This is a genomic window from uncultured Alteromonas sp. (genome assembly GCF_963976965.1).
In the GTDB taxonomy this organism is placed as follows: domain Bacteria; phylum Pseudomonadota; class Gammaproteobacteria; order Enterobacterales; family Alteromonadaceae; genus Alteromonas; species Alteromonas naphthalenivorans.
The window spans coordinates 1-17,300 of sequence record NZ_CAXBMP010000034.1 but is presented as its reverse complement, the minus strand read 5'-3'; the positions used below and the strand labels follow the sequence as shown (position 1 = coordinate 17,300).

Annotated in this window: 15 protein-coding genes; 2 read left to right on the top strand and 13 right to left on the bottom strand. The window is 45.8% G+C overall.

Annotated features, from left to right (window positions below):
- Positions 1-11 precede the first annotated feature (11 nt).
- From AAC006_RS18670 to AAC006_RS18645, 6 genes are all read right to left on the bottom strand, one after another.
- Positions 12-3,140, bottom strand: coding sequence for a type I restriction endonuclease (locus AAC006_RS18670; protein ID WP_339892229.1), 3,129 nt, complete (start codon positions 3,138-3,140; stop codon positions 12-14).
- Between the two features lie 19 nt (positions 3,141-3,159).
- Positions 3,160-3,363, bottom strand: a complete 204-nt coding sequence (locus AAC006_RS18665; RefSeq protein WP_033539344.1) for a helix-turn-helix transcriptional regulator — start codon at positions 3,361-3,363, stop codon at positions 3,160-3,162.
- Positions 3,364-3,635: 272 nt separating this feature from the next.
- Entirely contained in the window at positions 3,636-5,378 is a 1,743-nt protein-coding gene (locus AAC006_RS18660; protein WP_339892226.1) for a DUF927 domain-containing protein, read from the bottom strand.
- Positions 5,365-5,607 carry an AlpA family transcriptional regulator gene (locus AAC006_RS18655; protein ID WP_001070200.1) on the bottom strand — a complete coding sequence of 81 codons (243 nt, stop codon included), beginning with the start codon at positions 5,605-5,607 and terminating at the stop codon, positions 5,365-5,367. The genes AAC006_RS18660 and AAC006_RS18655 overlap by 14 nt, the downstream gene beginning before the upstream one ends.
- A 343-nt stretch (positions 5,608-5,950) precedes the next feature.
- Entirely contained in the window at positions 5,951-7,201 is a 1,251-nt protein-coding gene (locus tag AAC006_RS18650; RefSeq protein WP_015485376.1) for a type II toxin-antitoxin system HipA family toxin, read from the bottom strand.
- Entirely contained in the window at positions 7,198-7,503 is a 306-nt protein-coding gene (locus AAC006_RS18645; RefSeq protein WP_041453222.1) for a helix-turn-helix domain-containing protein, read from the bottom strand. Before AAC006_RS18645 ends, AAC006_RS18650 begins: the two co-directional genes overlap by 4 nt.
- A gap of 317 nt (positions 7,504-7,820) precedes the next feature.
- Between AAC006_RS18645 and AAC006_RS18640 the strand changes: the two genes are divergently transcribed.
- Positions 7,821-9,149: an AAA family ATPase gene (locus AAC006_RS18640; protein ID WP_208804703.1), complete on the top strand. Its 1,329-nt coding sequence runs from the start codon at positions 7,821-7,823 to the stop codon at positions 9,147-9,149.
- 143 nt (positions 9,150-9,292) lie between these two features.
- On the opposite strand, the gene AAC006_RS18635 is transcribed toward AAC006_RS18640, so the two are convergent.
- The 3 genes from AAC006_RS18635 to AAC006_RS18625 are packed head-to-tail and all read right to left on the bottom strand — an operon-like array spanning position 9,293 to position 12,089.
- Positions 9,293-10,411: a hypothetical protein gene (locus tag AAC006_RS18635; protein ID WP_339892224.1), complete on the bottom strand. Its 1,119-nt coding sequence runs from the start codon at positions 10,409-10,411 to the stop codon at positions 9,293-9,295.
- Between the two features lie 48 nt (positions 10,412-10,459).
- A complete protein-coding gene (locus tag AAC006_RS18630) occupies positions 10,460-11,809 on the bottom strand; it encodes a type II toxin-antitoxin system HipA family toxin (protein WP_013786793.1) in 1,350 nt (449 codons plus the stop codon).
- The gene (locus AAC006_RS18625; protein WP_000673265.1) at positions 11,799-12,089 is read right to left on the bottom strand and encodes a helix-turn-helix transcriptional regulator; all 291 of its coding nucleotides are present in this window, start codon (positions 12,087-12,089) and stop codon (positions 11,799-11,801) included. Before AAC006_RS18625 ends, AAC006_RS18630 begins: the two co-directional genes overlap by 11 nt.
- Positions 12,090-12,632: 543 nt before the next feature.
- Here AAC006_RS18625 and AAC006_RS18620 point away from each other — a divergent pair.
- A complete protein-coding gene (locus tag AAC006_RS18620; RefSeq protein ID WP_013786794.1) occupies positions 12,633-13,076 on the top strand; it encodes an SRPBCC family protein in 444 nt (147 codons plus the stop codon).
- 134 nt (positions 13,077-13,210) lie between these two features.
- Here AAC006_RS18620 and AAC006_RS18615 read toward each other — a convergent pair whose 3' ends face one another.
- The 4 genes from AAC006_RS18615 to AAC006_RS18600 all read right to left on the bottom strand — a co-directional run.
- Positions 13,211-13,504, bottom strand: coding sequence for a DUF1330 domain-containing protein (locus AAC006_RS18615; RefSeq protein ID WP_013786795.1), 294 nt, complete (start codon positions 13,502-13,504; stop codon positions 13,211-13,213).
- Positions 13,505-13,733: 229 nt separating this feature from the next.
- A complete protein-coding gene (locus AAC006_RS18610) occupies positions 13,734-15,248 on the bottom strand; it encodes a tryptophan halogenase family protein (RefSeq protein WP_013786796.1) in 1,515 nt (504 codons plus the stop codon).
- Complete coding sequence (locus AAC006_RS18605) at positions 15,226-16,914, bottom strand: tryptophan halogenase family protein (protein ID WP_339892221.1); 1,689 nt, start codon at positions 16,912-16,914, stop codon at positions 15,226-15,228. Before AAC006_RS18605 ends, AAC006_RS18610 begins: the two co-directional genes overlap by 23 nt.
- A gap of 160 nt (positions 16,915-17,074) precedes the next feature.
- On the bottom strand, positions 17,075-17,300 hold a 226-nt coding region (locus AAC006_RS18600), incomplete at its 5' end, for a hypothetical protein (protein WP_339892219.1).

Below are 17,300 nucleotides of genomic sequence, written 5' to 3'. Positions count from 1 at the left end.
TTTTACCCGCATTACCACGCTTGGCTGCCGGTATTAAATTCTTTTAAATATTCTGCGACGACGAGGTGGTTAATGTAACGCGAGGCGTCGGCGTTAAGTTTGATTTGCTGTTCTTTCATAAAGCGGCCAATCACCAGCGGCATCATTTGCCGTTCGAAGTAACTTTCGTTATCGAGCACTTGGCTGTTGTTGAGCACTTGCTCGTCGGCATCTTGTTTCACGCCTGCCAATGCTTCAAAAATTTTGCGTTCGGACTCGCTAATATCATTTTGGCTTTGCTGGCGCTCTTGTAAACGTTTATGAATACGGGTGTATTTGGCATCGCCTAAGTACTTTTGCCGCAGTTGGTTGTTTTGGCGATTGAGCTCTTTGACGCGGTCGTGAATTTTATTCAGCGCGTCGATATTGGCCACCATTTCATCTTGAGTCACTTCGCTTAAGTTTTTCTTCTTAAACAAGCGCTCTAGTTCTTCTTTCAAGCTGATGAACTGTGGATCTTGCTGGTCAAAATTGCTAGCCAGTGCTTCACGGGTTTGGCGCAGGGTGTTTTTCAGTTTGTCTGCCAGTACTAGTTCTTCTTCGCCGATTTTTACAAACTTGAAGATCACGTCTTCTAAGGCGCGGTTGAGCAAGTTACTGGTGTCTTCGCCGCTTTCTAAGTCGTTTTTAAGGTTGAGCAAATCCAGATGGTTACTGGTTTCACGATACAACACATTGAGCTTGGCAAAATCCAGTTCATCGAGAAAGTCATACTCGCCTTGCAAGCGGATCAAGTTATACAAGCTGCGTGCATCGGCTAAGGCTTTTTTGAGCGCCAGTACGGTGTCGCGGTCTTGTATTTGGCTGATCTGATTGCAGAACTCTTCCATGTTGTCGGTATCAAAACGGAACAGTACGTCTTTGATATGCTCGATTTCTTGTTTGATCTCTTCCTGAGATTTAAACAGGTGTGAGTAGTGCTCCATCTCATCGCCCAATTCTGACTGTAATTCGTCGAAATAGGCTTTGTTGGTGGCATCAAACTCTTTACGAATATCGGCAAAATCGACCACATAACCGTAGCGGAAATCTTTGTAAGTACGATTCACTCGTGTGAGCGCTTGAAGCAAATTGTGCTTGCGGATCACTCGGCCAAGGTAGAGCTTTTTCAGGCGTTTGGCGTCAAAACCGGTGAGTAGCATGTTGTACACAAACAGGAAGTCGATTTTTCCTGCTTTGAAGTCTTCGACCCAGTTTTTGCGCTCTTCTTTGGTGCCGATGTCATGCAGGATTAGGGCGGCGTTTTTTACCTTCTGGGCTCGTTTAACCGATTCGGCATAAGCGGTTGGCGCAGGCTCAGCGACTTCGAGTACTTGGCTATTTGAATTGGATGTTTGCGGCAGAATAGGTGCATCGGCATAAACGCCATTGAAGATTTCAAACATCTGCTTGGCTTGATCTGAGCTGTCGCAAATAACCATGCCACCAATGGTTGCATCGTTTAATGCGCCACGGCTTTTTTCAAAGTCGTTTACGATGTAAGTCAGCATGGGCTCAACAAAGCTTGGGTGGGCGTAAATCAGTTTGCGATCCACATCGCCCATTTTCACTTCGGCTTCTTCAAGGGCTTTTTGAAGCTCAATTTTGTATTGAGTACTGATCTCTTCACGGATTAATCGCAAGGTGTAACCGTCGGCAATGGACGCGTTGTAGTAGTACTTGTGAATGTAGTCGCCAAACAAGGCGCGTGAGTTGTAGTCATCTCCCAATAGCGGCGTACCGGTTAAGCCTATTTTTATGGCGTTGCTGTCTGACTGGCTTAAGTTGGCTAAGAAACTGCCTTTAGGGTTATAGCTGCGGTGAACTTCGTCTAAAAAATACACCCGCTGTATCGCGACGTTGTAGTCTTTGGTGCTGACCACATCTGGGTCATCTTTGAACTTTTGAATATTCACCACGGTGATTTCTGGCTTGCCAGAATGGTTATGGATCACCTGTGTGGCTTTAATGTCACGGGTAAAGGCATCCCGTGAGTTGATCGTGTGCACGGTTAAACCACGGGCGGTAAATTCACGTTGCGCTTGTTGCAGTAGGTCTAGGCGGTCAACGATAAAGTAAAACTTAGGGATGACCTGCTGCTGTTGAAAGTAGTCGGTTAAAAAGCGCACGTTATAAAACGTTAGGGCAGTTTTACCACTGCCCTGTGTGTGCCAAATAATGCCTTTTTTCACGCCTTCGCTGAGCTTTTGCTCAATAGCTTTGGTCGCAAACAACTGCGGGTAACGCATGATGTGTTTTTGTAGTCCGTCTGACTCGGACACATACGCCAAGGCGTAACGCAAAATAAAGGCTAAGCGCTCACGGCTGAGTAAAGAGGTACAAATGCGGTTGGTTGGGCGCTCGGATTGCTTGTTGGTCAGGAACTCTGGGTTACTGCGGATCACTTCCAGATTATTGTCTTTTAAGACTTTTAGCTCGTCATCATCCGATACCGGCTTCAACAGGGCGGTTAAGTTTAAGATTTCTTCTTCGCGGAAATAGTTAAATACCGGCTTATGGTAAGAGCTACTGGCATAGAACGCACCTTGTACGGGTTCTGGATCGCCGTCGTCGTACTCCATGTTATTGGAGAAAATCATAAACTGGGTGATGTTGGCAAAACGCTTGAATTTAGGGTTTTGAAAGCGTTTATTAATACGGTCGCGCTCAGCGAGGATGCCTTCACGGTTGTTAGGCTTTTTTACCTCGATAAACACTAACGGCATACCATTGATAAGCAAAGTGATATCTGGGCGGAATTCTTCATCGCCGTTTTGGCAGGTTAGCTCGGTAACAACATGGAAGGTATTGTTATTGAAATTCTCAAAGTCGATCAGCTTGGTATTTGAACGCTCTGACAGGCGCTCAAAGAAGGCTTTGCCTAGGTCTTCGTTATCCAGCAGTAGTTTAACATCTTCTAGCAAACGACCAGCTTCAGCATCTTCAATATCAGGGTTAATTTTGCCGATAGCGGCTTTGAATACGTCAGGGAAGATATTGGTGTCGAGATCCCAGCTTTGCCCTTTAAGTGACAGGTACTTATAACCTAGACGCATTAAATGAAGAATAGCAGGGATTTTTACTCGGCTATCTTCATTAAATTTATTGGTATTGAAGGCCATAACATTCCTTGTAGTCGTTTTAATTAGGAACCTGCTCAAGCAAATCACTTAGAGGGCAGTTAAATAACTCACACAGCTTATCGAGCGCCTCTAAGTCCACCTTGAGCGCGGTTTCTTTGTAAAGTAGCGTGACGGTGGTGCGGCTTAGGCCGGTTTCTCGCATCACGTCGCTAATGCGCATTTTTCTCTCACCCATTAATCGGGCTAGGTGGCAGCGGATCATGCTCTCTCCACGGTGTTTTCTTAACCATAAACTTGGGGATTTTTCACTGTTGCTTACCCTACCACGATTATGATTATTCTCAACTTATTTGAGTTAAAACCAAATAATTGAGCGTATTTGTTATTCGTTCAGTGCTGGTTGTTGGTACGCTAGCGGTTAACGGGAATGCCTCTAACGGTATTGTCTGCGTTGGACTTCAAGTATCGCTAGCTATTTAGGTTGACTGGCGGTGCACTGCAAGGCGACAAGCCTACACAGGGCTCATCACCTTTTTAGTCATCCAAAATACTGCCTTTCACGCAGTACATACGTGGGCGGGTGTTGTCGGGCAGGCTGACTTTGCGCTGTGGCCGATTACCATCGGGGACTAGGTAGCCTGCCGCCATCAGTGCTTTGGCGGCACGATCTGGGCTTAGACCTTCAGTAGCTTCACGCCAGCCAGTTGGGTAAAACAGGTAGAGGGTTTGTGGGCCTGTAGAGTCAATCCAACCCGCGCGTTGGCGTACTTGGCTGCTGTAACCGGTTTGTTTAGGCGTAAAGCGGCTTTCGCCATGTTGCTCAATAAAACTGCGCACCTGGCGAATGGCTTGTTGATCTTCATTGGCGGCCACGCCACCGCGGGCAAGTATCCATTGGTTAAGCTGGCTTAAACAGGCAGCTTCGACACTTTGAGCTGGCCAATCAAGTACTTTGGCTTGAATGGCTAACAGGCCAGCGCTGGCCAGTAAGGCAAATTTTTCGGCGACTCGGCGCACTTGGCCGTCTGACTCGGGAGGTAAACTGGCTAAAAAGCGTTGGCGTACGTTTTGGAAAACGGGGCACACCTGCGCGCTGTGCTGCGTTAAATACCGTAACCAATCCAAGGCCAAGCTGCCGTAATGTTGGCGGCTTTGCTGTTTTAGGTGATCGGCTAAATCGGCGGCGTTCATACCATGACTCTGGTTAAACACGCCCATTTGCGCTCCAGCATCGGCACTGAGATCAATCACTCGCACTTGCTGGCCGGCTTTTACGCGCTTGCCGATACTGGCCAGATGGCTTTCAAGCGTCACTTCGCCAGTGGATAAAAACACCAAACGCCAGCGGGCGGGTAAGCGCATTTCACCGTATTTGCCTGCACGAGTTTTACCTTGACCATTGGCAAGCATGTAAGCGACATCGCCCGCCTCTTTTGGGTCAACTTCGCCCATTTCATCGAGCGCCAGTAAGGCATCGTTATGCGCTAATGCTGTGCCTTCTAAACCGTTGGCCGTGGCACGCCAACTGTGGCGTAGTTGATTAGGCTCGCCCCACACTGATAACGCCGGATACAACGCTGCGGTTTTACCAGTACTGCTGGCACCGTAGAGGTGTAAACCAAAACCATCCACCCCGCACAAATGCAATAAAGGTGCAGCCAGTGCAGCACAAACGCCAACAATTAATAGCGGGTTATCCAGACAATAACGGCCTACGTGCTGCCGCCAAGTGTCGCTACTGCCTTGTTGAATAAAGCCTTCTATCGGGTGCATGGTTTGCAACACCATGCGCGGGTTGTTGCTGTGTTCGCTTGGGTAAAAAGTGAGGCGCGGATGCACATAAGCGTTATGATGCCAGCCAATGCAGTTGACGCTGATGGCCTTTTGCGTGGCCAGTTCGCCCATTTGTTGAATAAACAGCGAGAGCAACTGCCGCGCTTTGACACTGTTACTAAGCCGCATGCCTCGGCTAAGTAGAATTCGGCGGTACTCGCTGCCGTCTCCGGCCAATAGTTCTGCGGGCATGGCCCAGTAGCGATGGCGATTGTCATCGTCTAACCAGTGCAATAAATAGCCGTAGTTGTCCCCTTGCGGATCGCGGGTGCGAGCAGCAACTTGCAGCCAAGAACAGATTTTGACTGGGCTATCTTGCCCTGCCGGTTGCATCACCAGCCAGTTTTGCTCGTTATAGGCAAAACCAGCTGGTAATGTTGGCTCGTTGCTAGGCATATCACTGGCAGATAATTGGTTTAATGCTGATGGTTTATCCACGGCCATAAGCAGCACCGATACGGCGGGTTTCAATCCACTGGTCGATATCGCTTTCTAACCAGCCCACGGCACGCGCACCAATACGAATGGAACGTGGAAATTCACCGCTGGCCATCAGGGCATAAATGGTACTGCGGCCAAAGCCTGTTTTGGCCTTTACCTCGGGCAAGCGCAAAATCCGCTGCTGACGCGCTGGGTGTGTTGATGTGGTGGATGATTGTGTCGTTGGGTTCATCGTTTGCTTCCTCACTGATCTGTTAAGTTCAGTTAGGAGTTTGCCCCGCTATTATCAAAGAGTTAAACGGACGCAGTAGGCAGATAAATGCCCAGATCGTGCAGCTTTCTGAGGGTACAAGTAGCTACTTGCCCCAGTTTGTAGATAGTGCCCCAAATAATAATTGTTCTGTGGGCAGGGTTGGTGCGTGGCTAAGTGGCGTGAACTAAGGCTTTGCCCAAACTGCCCCAAAAGCCCAAGGGATGAGCGAAGTGTTAAAACACATGGAGTATGAGGCAAAGCATAAAGTGAAACTAAAACTTCTTTATCTGCTGAAAAATGAAAATATAGTTTCACTGACTCATTAAACGTTAAACGCTGATTGTTTCATGGCTTGCTCCGCTCGGCTGATCCCTAGCCGCTTAGCAACGGTTTGCCATTGCTTAACCGCCATTAATACTTCATCGTAAATTTGCGTGGCTTGGGTTTGCGAAAGTCTGAAGAAGTCTTTCACATCAAAGGCTAGCTGGTAGTCTAAAGCGTTGTCTGCATCGGTAATATTCAGATGCAGGCCATGCTTACCCACTATCGGGTTTAAATCATAAGCGGGTGATAACTTCCAGCCATTCTTTGTTAATAAAAACCCATGGTTACGCAGGTGATCATCCGTGTTGGACACCGCAATATTAAACACGATTCGACGCCATAACTGAGCTAAATCGGCTGCGGTTTGTGCACCAGAATTGGAAATAAATTCAGCAATCTCTAAGTAGCTAGCACCTTGAGATTGTTCACCATCATAGTATTGAAGCTGTGTCATGGCCGATGAAAAATGCAGCCGCTTTTCACCGTCGCGGTCAAACCGTTTGGTTAAAAAGGTATGGTGCTGTGACGAAAATTGCTTGATCTCACTTGGAAACATGTGAACACCTGCCGCAAGAGCCAATTCATAACAGACCATCTCCCATGCGCCCACGTCATGGGTATCATTTAGATTGGGAAACTTGGCAATCCACAAGTGGCCTTGTTCATCTGTGACACAAGCCTTGGGCCTTGCACCACCTAATGATGAGCCTGGAGAAATCAGCATTTTCAACCAGCGGTAATACTCGTCACTGTCGATGTTATCGTCTTTTTCAATCTGCATTGCTGCGTGCTCTAGCTCTCGCAAAGAAGCCATTGGTGGCGCAGCAAACTCAGAGTTGCCGTCCAAAAAAGCATCCGAGCCTACTCGCTTAAATCGAATCCCCCCCATCCGATAAGAGTCATGTACGCCCAGCAGGTAATCCAATTCGTTTAATCGACTTGTTGCTCGAATGCCTTTGCGCGCCTCAATCGCCGCACGCCGCTGCATTAAAATACGCCCCCATCTATCAGGCGATGAATCAAGAAATGCGCGAAAGTTTTTATCGGCTTCATCGTTATAGAGTTCACCGGAGTGAAGCGTTAGGATTGGATCAATTTGCAAGCGATAGGCTGAGGTTAAAAATGCTTTATCGTAGGCAAAACTAAATACGCCACCTCGGCTTGAATCACTGTGAGCAAGCAGCCCAATTAGCAAAGGCGCTTCAATTGGCTGCCAGTCGGCATAGACTTCGACGATTTCACGGCTCATTTTGAACCTTCCAGCAATTTTATGTTTTGCAGCTTGATACCCACTTCATCATGAGCGGCCATTTCTGCAAAGTTGCTTTCCATGCCAAGAACAGCCATCACTTTTAAGTAAGTGCCTATGGCAACGCCCGGATCACCGGCGAAGACTTTATTCACGGTTTTATGATCAAAACCAGTACGTTCACACAGTAGCTTTTTTGTAAAACCACGTCGTTTCATCGCCAACAGCAAGTCTTCACCAAAATGCCTCAGGATTTTGCGCTGCTTTGGAAACAGTACATTGTGTAAGTCACGCTTAGCCATATCACCAACCAAAGGGACTATATTCCCACTATTTAACCGTTAATGGGAATATAGTCCAACTTTGAATCCCAAGCAACTCCAACAATTTATATGTAGGACTATATTCCTACTTTACTCAATATAATTGGATTTATATCCCACCTTTAGGTTTAGCTTGCGCGTTGGTCAAGGCGATGAAATGGATCCCTGAATGCCAAAGGTTGCGGATTACACTTTTATGCGCATAAAAATGTATAATTCCACACTTTTCTGCGCGTTAAAGTGTAGACTGAGTTATACTACAGGCAGTTAACAGTCTTAATTGGCGGGAAATGACAATGCAGCGCAACTTACTCAACGCCCTAATAGCATGGAAAAATCAACCGGTGCGCAAGCCATTATTGATCGATGGTGCAAGACAAACAGGTAAAACCTATCTGCTACAAGAGATATTTGGGAACACCTTTGCCAACATCCTTCGTATCGACTTCCTTGAAAACCCTGCCTACAAAGAAGCGTTCGATGGCTCTCTGTCACCTGACGAGCTAGTAATGAACATTGAGTTGTTAACCAACCAAGCGTTCAACCCAGAAACCGATCTGCTGATATTAGATGAAATTGGCGAATGTGAACGTGCCGTTACCTCACTAAAGTACTTTGCTGAAAAAGCACCGTCCTATTTTGTCGCTGCCAGCGGCTCGAATATTGGTTTGCTCAACACCTTCCCTGTGGGCAAGGTAGAACAATACAATTTACGACCACTGACCTTCCAAGAATTTATTTACGCATCCAACGAGCAAGCGCTGATCAAAGCGTTTGATAGTCAAGCAAGCACACCGGCAGTACACACCAAATTGATGGACAAACTCACTGACTACTTTTTTACTGGTGGTATGCCGGAAGCCGTTTCTGCTTGGTATCAGTATAAGGATTCAAGCATTCTAGAGCGTGTTGAAAAAGTCACAAAAATTCATGCCGATTTAGTGGAAGGTTATCGCCGCGATTTTGGTAAGTACGCGGGCAAGGTCGACGCCACACTGATTGAATCGGTATTTAATAGCATTCCAGCCCAGCTATCACTTGTCAGCGATGAGTCGGTTAAACGCTTTAAATTTAAGCATGTGCATGAGCGTAAATCTCGTTATAGCGATTTTGAAACCGCGATCCATTGGCTTAACTGCTGCCGCTTAGCTTTGCCAAACTACCCTATTGAAGGATTGTCGAAATCTCCGTTAGCGGCCTATAAAAAAGAAAATATGGTGAAACTGTTTCTGTTTGATGTGGGCCTGCTTAATCATATGCTCGGCAGCAGTTATAAAGAGATTAAACAGCAAAACTATGATCTCTCTGTTTATAACTACAGAGGCTATGTGGCTGAAAACTTTGTGCAACAAGAGCTCACTGCCATTGGCGTTGACCCAAGCTATTCATGGAATGACGCCCGCGCCGAAATCGAATTTATTTTGGCGACCGATGAAGGCGATATCGTCCCTGTGGAGGTCAAAAGTGGTAAACGTAAAAGAGCAAAATCGTTGGCATCCTACGTTGAAAAATGTACTCCAAGTAAAACCTTTAAGTTAACGGGTACACAAGGCTCATCCGCATTAGAGCAAACCAATATCGTGATGCCTTTGTATTTCACGCAGTATTTACCACAGAGATGGTAAAAGCGCGTTGCTTAGACCCCGAGGTCTACACAAAGTGACTTCATAGGTAACAATTTGTAGACCTTTGGTGGGCTTACAACCTTTCAACCAACCCTCAATCGGTTTTTTGCTAACGTCATTTGGCCAGTCTCTTGCCTCATCGTTTAAAGCAAATCACTCAAGCGATTTAACAGTGCTTTACGGCTATTATTCGCCACAACAAAGCGCTTAAATCGTTGTTCAAACGCCGCTTCATCAGCTTTGAACTGATAGGCCTCAAACAGCTGATGCAGATAGCGTGATGCCGCATCGTAACCACTGGCGCAAGTTCGATCCGCTTGCTCTTGTGATTGCTGCCAGTAGTGCTCACGTTGATTGTAGATATCCGTCAACGCTTTTTCTTTTTCCGCTTTTTCGATAGCTAATTTTTTTGCGAGTGCTGCGGCTTGCTCTTGCTGTAATTGACTTTGCGCTTGCTCAATAAAAGGAGAAATTACCTCGGGGGTTAACCAATACTGATAGATCTCGTCTGTGTTGACAGGTTCTTTTCGCGTCAGCGCTAAGGCTTGGTGTCGGGTTAGCTGGCCTTGCTCAAACAACGTGCGTAATAGCGTGTCTTTCTCTGCTTGCGAGAGATTATGGAGCCATTCATCAAATTGAAATTGGGTTTGTTTGGCTTGGTGACTGGGTTGCTCCTTCAGCACCATGGCGAGCGCCTTAACCAATGCTAAGGGAATATCATACAGCGCAGCAAACGCCTGCTCCTCTTCACTGAGGTGCTCAAAATCGAATTGAATTAACGGCACTCGCTCAACGCCATCATTAAAATCAAACGCTTTGAGCCACATAAAGTACACAAGGCGCCAATCCCCTTGCATTAACCCGCCGCGTAAAGCGGCTAAATGCTGGAAAAAGTCGTCAGCATGCTCATCGTCAAAATACTCATCATACTCCTCAAGGGAAAAAATCAGCAACTGCCACTCATCGTTTTCGTGAATATGAAGCCCATCACTTGAAAAGCAAAGTAAAGCTTCAGGGAGCGTTCCTGCTGGTAGCTTGATGTAGGCATCGATTGAGCCCCAATCGGCATAGTAAAAACCGATATCAAAGTATTTTAACATCAGCTCAAAAGGCTCTGCCTTTAAGTCACTGTAGGTGTAATACACCTGAAAGGACGTAGCACTGATCTCGGCACGGCTTGAAATTGATCGGAGTGCTTGACGTGCTTTAGCATCTAAATACCCATCCAGACGCTCAAATTTATAGTATTGATATTCGCTCACGATGACCTTGCTATCTATTTATTGTGAATTGAAAAGTTTGTTTTACTTTCATTGAAAAAGCGCTGCATTTTCTTGTTTGCGCTGCTCCAATGTCTTAGCAATCGCAGACACTGTTGTTTTACTGATCTCTAGCTGCGTCGCAAGATAAGCAAATTGGCTGATGGCTTCTGCAACTTCTTCAATGACTTGCCTTGCATCATGCCAACTCCCATAGCCCGCACTGGTCGCTAGTTTTTGCATCACCTTAAGCGGTGGCGCTTTACCATAACCTCCGAACACAGTGGCGTGTTCGTTGAATGGATGTGGGCTGTAAGTCACATCGTAAAAAGGGGCAGGATCCCATTGACCGTCATCCGCTTGCAAAAACGCCCAGTTTTTACTGTGGTCGTCTTGATTAGACGACAGCAGATTAAAAATGGCGCGGCGAAATTGCAGTTGTCCAGCCGCTGGCGATTTACACAACTGACGGCTGGCTTTAATTAAATCAATGTAATCTAAACTTGGCGTTCGAAAGTCTGCATCCATTAGCCCGCAAGCGCTGTGCATATGCAGGCGACCTGAACTGCGATTACTGCCTAAATCGGCCTGTTCAGTGACATAATCAAAACGCTTAAGCGCTAACCAGGCAGGCGCACCGCTGGTAGGTGGTGCTTCAATGAGTTGCCATTGCGGCGGTTGACACTTAGCAAGTTCTGCCATTTGTAAATAAACTGCCTCGCACAAACCTTCTTCATGCCCGAGCGCGAGATTTTTAGAAGTAAATTTAATCAGCCAAGCCTCATCTCCAAGCTGAGCGAAGGTTCGACAATACTGAGTTTCCCCAGCAGGCATATAAATTTGTGCCTTAGGCCTTGCCCCACCCGAACTACCTCCGGCGACTAATGCGGCCAACACCTGTTGAGTATGCCCATCTAACTCATCGTGATTATCATCCATATAATCTGACATCGAAGAATCGAACAGCGTTTGTGCTTCTAAGCCTAACGTCGCTAAATCAATATCCGCGTGCGTGGTGGCTGAAAACTCAGACACCGGAGAAAAAGACAATGCTCCCATGCCTTTATCACCGACAAAGGCCAGTCTATCCATCGCCGTTAATTGATTAGGTAGGATGCCCTTTTGCCGGAAAATACGATCTTGTAACAGCATGCCCCAGCCATCGGGTAAACAATCTCCAAATACGCCATGTACACCTTGGTGCGGCGCTTTAGGAGCGACTTGAACTTGCGCGTTCGCATGCAAGGTAAAAGGTGATAAGTTGCCAAACTGCTGCAAGTAGCTGTCTGCATACTGGAAAAAAACGCCTTGCCGATTCTGCGCCAAGACCCCTACTGCAACCTGCTCACCTGAACTTAAGGTGCGAGTCACGGCGAGTTTTTGAATGGGTTTAAAACTCATCTTTTAGCACCTCATCAATACTAGAGGGCATAGTGACCCGTTCTTTGCTAGGTTGTGTGAGTTGATAGAGCCTCTCTAGCGAATCAAGGGTCTGCCATAGCAACAGCAATTGGCGAAATGAAATTTGCCCGGTCAGCTCAAATTTCTTAATGGTGGCCGCAGGTACGCAGCTTCGCTCAGCAAGCGCCGCTCGTGACAGCTTTGCCTGCTTTCGTAACTCACGTAAATAAGCCGCATAGGCGTGGCTTACATCGGTATCATCAAGTAAGGTAAATTTCATCCGCAAAGGCCAAATGGATACAGTCATATCCATTATATCGAAATAAAACATAAAGTGGATATTATTGTATCCATTATTAAATAAAGTGTTGAAAAAATTACTCGATAAAGCCCTTCAAAACTGCTATGTTTTGCTCTAACAGCAGCATAAAAACGACACTGTTTTTCCATTGCTAACCACTAAGATTTAGTAAAAGCCATAGGCAAGTGGTGGGCAGTTTGGTGGGCAAACAGGCATTTTTGAACGGTTTCTTTTCGATAACTCATTGAGTTTGTTAGGGTCTAGGCCGCTACTCAATGAGCAAATTCAGAATATTGAATAAAGCTCAGTAACCCTTAGTAAATCGAACAATAAACTTAGAAACCTCGCGATATCGCGAGGTTTTTTTAAGCTTTTACCATAAGTGCTTATCAGCGCCCTCCCTCAACCTCTAGTTACAAATCAAAAGTGGTTATTTGAGCTATATATCTGTTGCTTTATATTTGAGTAAGCAGTGAATAAATCAGTCGTACTCAATAACAATAAATGCATCAGGGGCAGTGGATGTTTTCAATTCATGTAGAGCGGATTATCGACCAGCCAATAGACTTTGTTTTTGCCACGTTAAGTGACCATGCAAACTATGCACAATTTAAAGGCGTGGAAGCATCCAACCTTATTGTTGAAGGTAAGTTGGAACAAAATGGTCTTGGTGCTGTGCGAGAGATTATTGCGGGTGGGGCCAACTTGCATGAAGAAATAGTCGCTTACGATCCTCCCTATAAATTAGGCTATAAAGTGGTGAAGTCAAAACCGCTTCCTTATGATCACCAATTAGGTGAAATTACGTTGAAGAAAATCGACGGCAAAACCCATGCGACATGGCGCTCGGTAGGTCATATCACCGTTTTTGTTTTAGGTAGTTTATATTTCGATAAGCAAATTCAAAAAAATGGCGGCAAAGCCTTCGGCAGTATTCTTAAGCAGATTGGGAATATGCCACGCTAATTGATAACACTTCCATTCGCACTAGGCCGAGCTTGGATAGATAATTCATCTCCCCACTTCCGGCATAGTGCTTATGGCGTATTGTTGAAGAGCCAACGCGACACTAATGCGGCGGACACTGCGCTAACGCAATATCAGGCTTTGCCTTCAATCAAAAAGTGATTACTGATGGTGCCAGCTTGACGTGCCTTTAAATGGGGAAGATAAGCTGGGTCTGACATAAACGCTTTACCAGCATCTACAGATGGCCATTCGATAATAACCCGCGCCGCTTCTTTATTACCGCTACCTTCTACAAATTCGTAGTTAGTGCTATTAGCTAAATATACTCCACCGTGTTTCGACACTATGTCGCCCACGCTTTCCATATACGCTGGAACCCAACTCTCATCTTTAACGATTACATCCAATACTGAGTAAGCTTTCATCTGGCTATTTTCCTATTTAAGAAATATTTGTGCACCACGCTAAGGGGCGAACTGTGCATGCGCTGTTAGTAAAGGCTACTGGTAAAAAAATGATTAGCAGTATCTTCTACTCATTTAGGCGCTAGTGCTTAATGTTGGCTAAAGCATAGCAGTTCACCATAAATTGATAATTAGCCTAATCATTGAATGAGTTTATGGTGAAACAGGATAATCAACTTCGCTCTATTAATTACAGGTATTTCTTAAGGAAGTCTTGATGATACGGTAACGCCGATACCTGTTTATCTACCTGTTGTTTTAAGCCGGCTAGAAACCGCTCAAGTTCGGTTTCAGACATTTCATCGGCTACCCGATGATATTGCTCTGGCACCACGCCTTGCCCCATCATAACTTGTGTCCACGAATCGACGCGGAAGATATCCCCATCATCTAAAAACACTCTTCCAGTTTGTTTAAATAGGTTTATTTTGTGAGTGAGGGAAGGGGGAATATCCATGCTATTGCAATGTTCCCAGAATGGGCTGTCTTTTCGGTTGGTCACTTTATAGTGCATCACAATAAAATCGAGAATGGCTGCCATTTCACTGTTGTACTTATTATTGTATTCATCTACGGTCGATTGGGTTATTCCATCAAATGGAAACAAGCGCATTAAGCGTACAATACCGGTCATGATCAGGTGAATACTAGTAGACTCCAAAGGTTCGATAAAACCGCTGGCTAACCCTAATGCAACACAGTTTTTATTCCACCCTAACCGACGTTTACCTGGTGTAAATCTTATAATTCTTGGTTCATTTAACGTCTCGCCTTCTATGGCACTTAATAAGGTGTCTTTAGCTTCGTCGTCGCTCATATAATTGCTGCAGTAAACTAAACCATTACCCACTCGATTTTGAAGCGGAATTTTCCAGCGCCAGCCCGCAGTATGTGCCACACTTTTTGTATAAGGAATGGGCGCGCCCGTCGACGCGGTTTGTACTGCCAAAGCACTGTCGCAGGGAAGCCAATGGCTCCAGTTTTCATACCCGGTATGAAGTGTTTTTTCTATCAACAGCCCTTTGAACCCAGTGCAGTCGATAAATAAATCACCCGCTATTTCCTGACCATCCGAAAGCTTTATACTAGATATACAACCGGTATGTGAGCATTTACTTACATGCTGAATATCACCTTCAATATGCGTCACTCCCGCTTCTACCGCTAGCTCTTTTAAAAAGCGTCCGTAAGCCACGGCATCAAAGTGATAGGCAAAGTTCATTGGCATGCGTTCGCCATAGGCAAACTTACCTTCTTTCGCGGCTTTTAATTCGGTGCAGTAATCACCGAAGTCACCACCAAAACCCAGGTCTTTTGCTCGTAACCAAAAGTGATGAAATTCGCCTGCCCAGCACTCTCGACCTGTTACCCCAAATGAATGGATGTAACTGTGATTTTGCTCTCGCCAGTTTTCGAATTCTATGCCCAATTTGAAGGTGGCATTGGTGGCACGCATGAAGGCTTTTTCGTCTATACCGAGGAGCTTGTGGAACGTACGAATAGGGGGGATGGTCGCCTCGCCAACACCAACAATGCCGATATCTTTTGATTCTACCAGCGTAATGGAAAGGGATTTGCCGAGTAATTTTGAAAGCGCTGTCGCCGCCATCCAGCCAGCGGTGCCACCACCTGCAATCACGACACGCTTTACTGGGCTAGTTTTCGCTCCCGAAGTGTTTGAATTATCGGAATCCGATGACATCATGGCGAGGTCCTTCTTTCTTGTCGTTATCATTTGTTGTGGTTTCTTTCTCTACACAATGAGAAATGGCGGTGAGTAAATCGCGGTTGGTTGGCAACCCAGCAAGCAATTGGCGTTTGCCTTTTTGTAGGCTTTGTTTTAACGCGAAGGCTTTTTTAACCATGTTGCTGTTTTTATCAAGCTGTCTGCCGGTGGTGTGAAACCCCATACCGTACAAAATGTATTGATAGCTTGCCGAAGGAAAGATTTCCTCATTTTCAATAAGATCGTAGCGAGAAGGCGCTTGATATTGCCACAAATCAAGTAGCGCGTTCAGCGAGTCTGGAATACTGGATTCACTTCGCTGTGCTAACCAGTAGGGCTCTTCTCTTTCGCTTAACACATAGTGTAATTTTAGAAAGTCGATAACTCTTTCCCAGCGATAGGTAAAACGCTGATTGTAACGCGAGGCCACGTGACTCATGTGTTGTCGGTTCTGCGGAAATTGGTCGCACAGCATGCGAATACCTAGCTCAACCATCGCAATTGCCGAGGCCTCTAACGGCTCGATAAAGCCTGCTGACATCCCCATACCAATACAATTATTTACCCAAAACTGCTTTCGATAGCCTGGGTCAAACTGTAAATGTCTATATGTGAGGTTTTCTAACTCACTTTGGGGTAACCGCTTTGCTAAGTGCTCGCGCAGTATAGATTCTGCATTTTCCTCGCTTGCATAGTCACTGGCATACACTAGCCCCACACCACGACGGTGTTGCAAGCCAATATCCCACGTCCAACCGCAGGTTTGGGCTGTGGCGATTGTCGTTGAAGCAATGGTATCGGCAGATGCCGACAAGTCGATGCTGCCATAAGGCACCTGTACGGCCACGGCGCGGTTATTTAGCAGCACCGACGACACTGAATGCCATGGCACATGGTAATGTTTGTCGATTAATAGCCCTTGTTGACCGCTACAATCAATAAACAAGTCACCTTTTATCGTATCGCCGTTTTCAGTCACCAGCGACTCGATATCGCCATTATCTTGTGTAACCACGTTCGCAATATGCGCTTGCGTGTGCTTTACACCTAAGCTGGTTTTACAATGGTTTGTAAGCAGGGTCGCTAATGCGGAGGCGTCAAAATGATAGCCGTAATTCAGTACGTAAGCATATTCAGGCGTGGAGTTTTGCTTTGGTGCTAGTCCAGCATCGCAAATATCGGGTTGTAAGCAAAAGCTTTGCTCAAACGATTCGTTACTGAAAAACTGTTGCCAGCAACGGTGAATATCAAGTTCAGTATAGCCTGTGGGTGTAGTGAAAGGGTGTTGATAATTATCATTTTGTTGACCGTTTCGCCAGCTAGCAAAGGTAGAACCTTGTTTGAAGGATGCATTACAGCAAGTAAGAAATTCTGCTTCCTTGATACCTATTTCTTGAAGTGTATCGCGTAATGAAGGCCAAGAACCTTCTCCCACGCCGATACTCGGCACATTGGGTGATTCCACCAGTGTAATGTGTATGGCGCTTTCTTCACGAATGTGTTGTGCGTGGTTTGGGTTGTTGCTATTGGTATTTGTTCTGTTGCTTATTCTTTTACCCAGCCTAGCGGCTAATACTCCAGCGCACAGCCAACCAGCGGTTCCACCGCCCACAATGACTACATGCTTAATAGGTTGGTTCGACACTGTTTACCCTTTTCATTTTGTGTAGGGGGTTTGTTTCTTTATTACTAAGCGTTGTGTTTAATTTAGTATTTTATTTAGGATCCACTATGACAAAAAAGCCCATTGAGGTGCAACGCATTCCACCCCAATAGGCCATATATCATCTAAGCGTACGCTTTATTTAAAAGGTGTAACGAGCACCCAATGCGTAACGTGCGCCTAATTCATCTAGTTGCCATAGCATTGCGCTAGTTCTTCCGTGTCGACGAATATTTTCATCGGTAATGTTTATCCCTTCAAACGATACCGTTAATGCGTCAGACACCTCATACGACATACTAAAATCAATTTGTGAGTATGCTTCGGTATAACCTGGCTCATTCACATATTGAGACGTCGTATCTAGG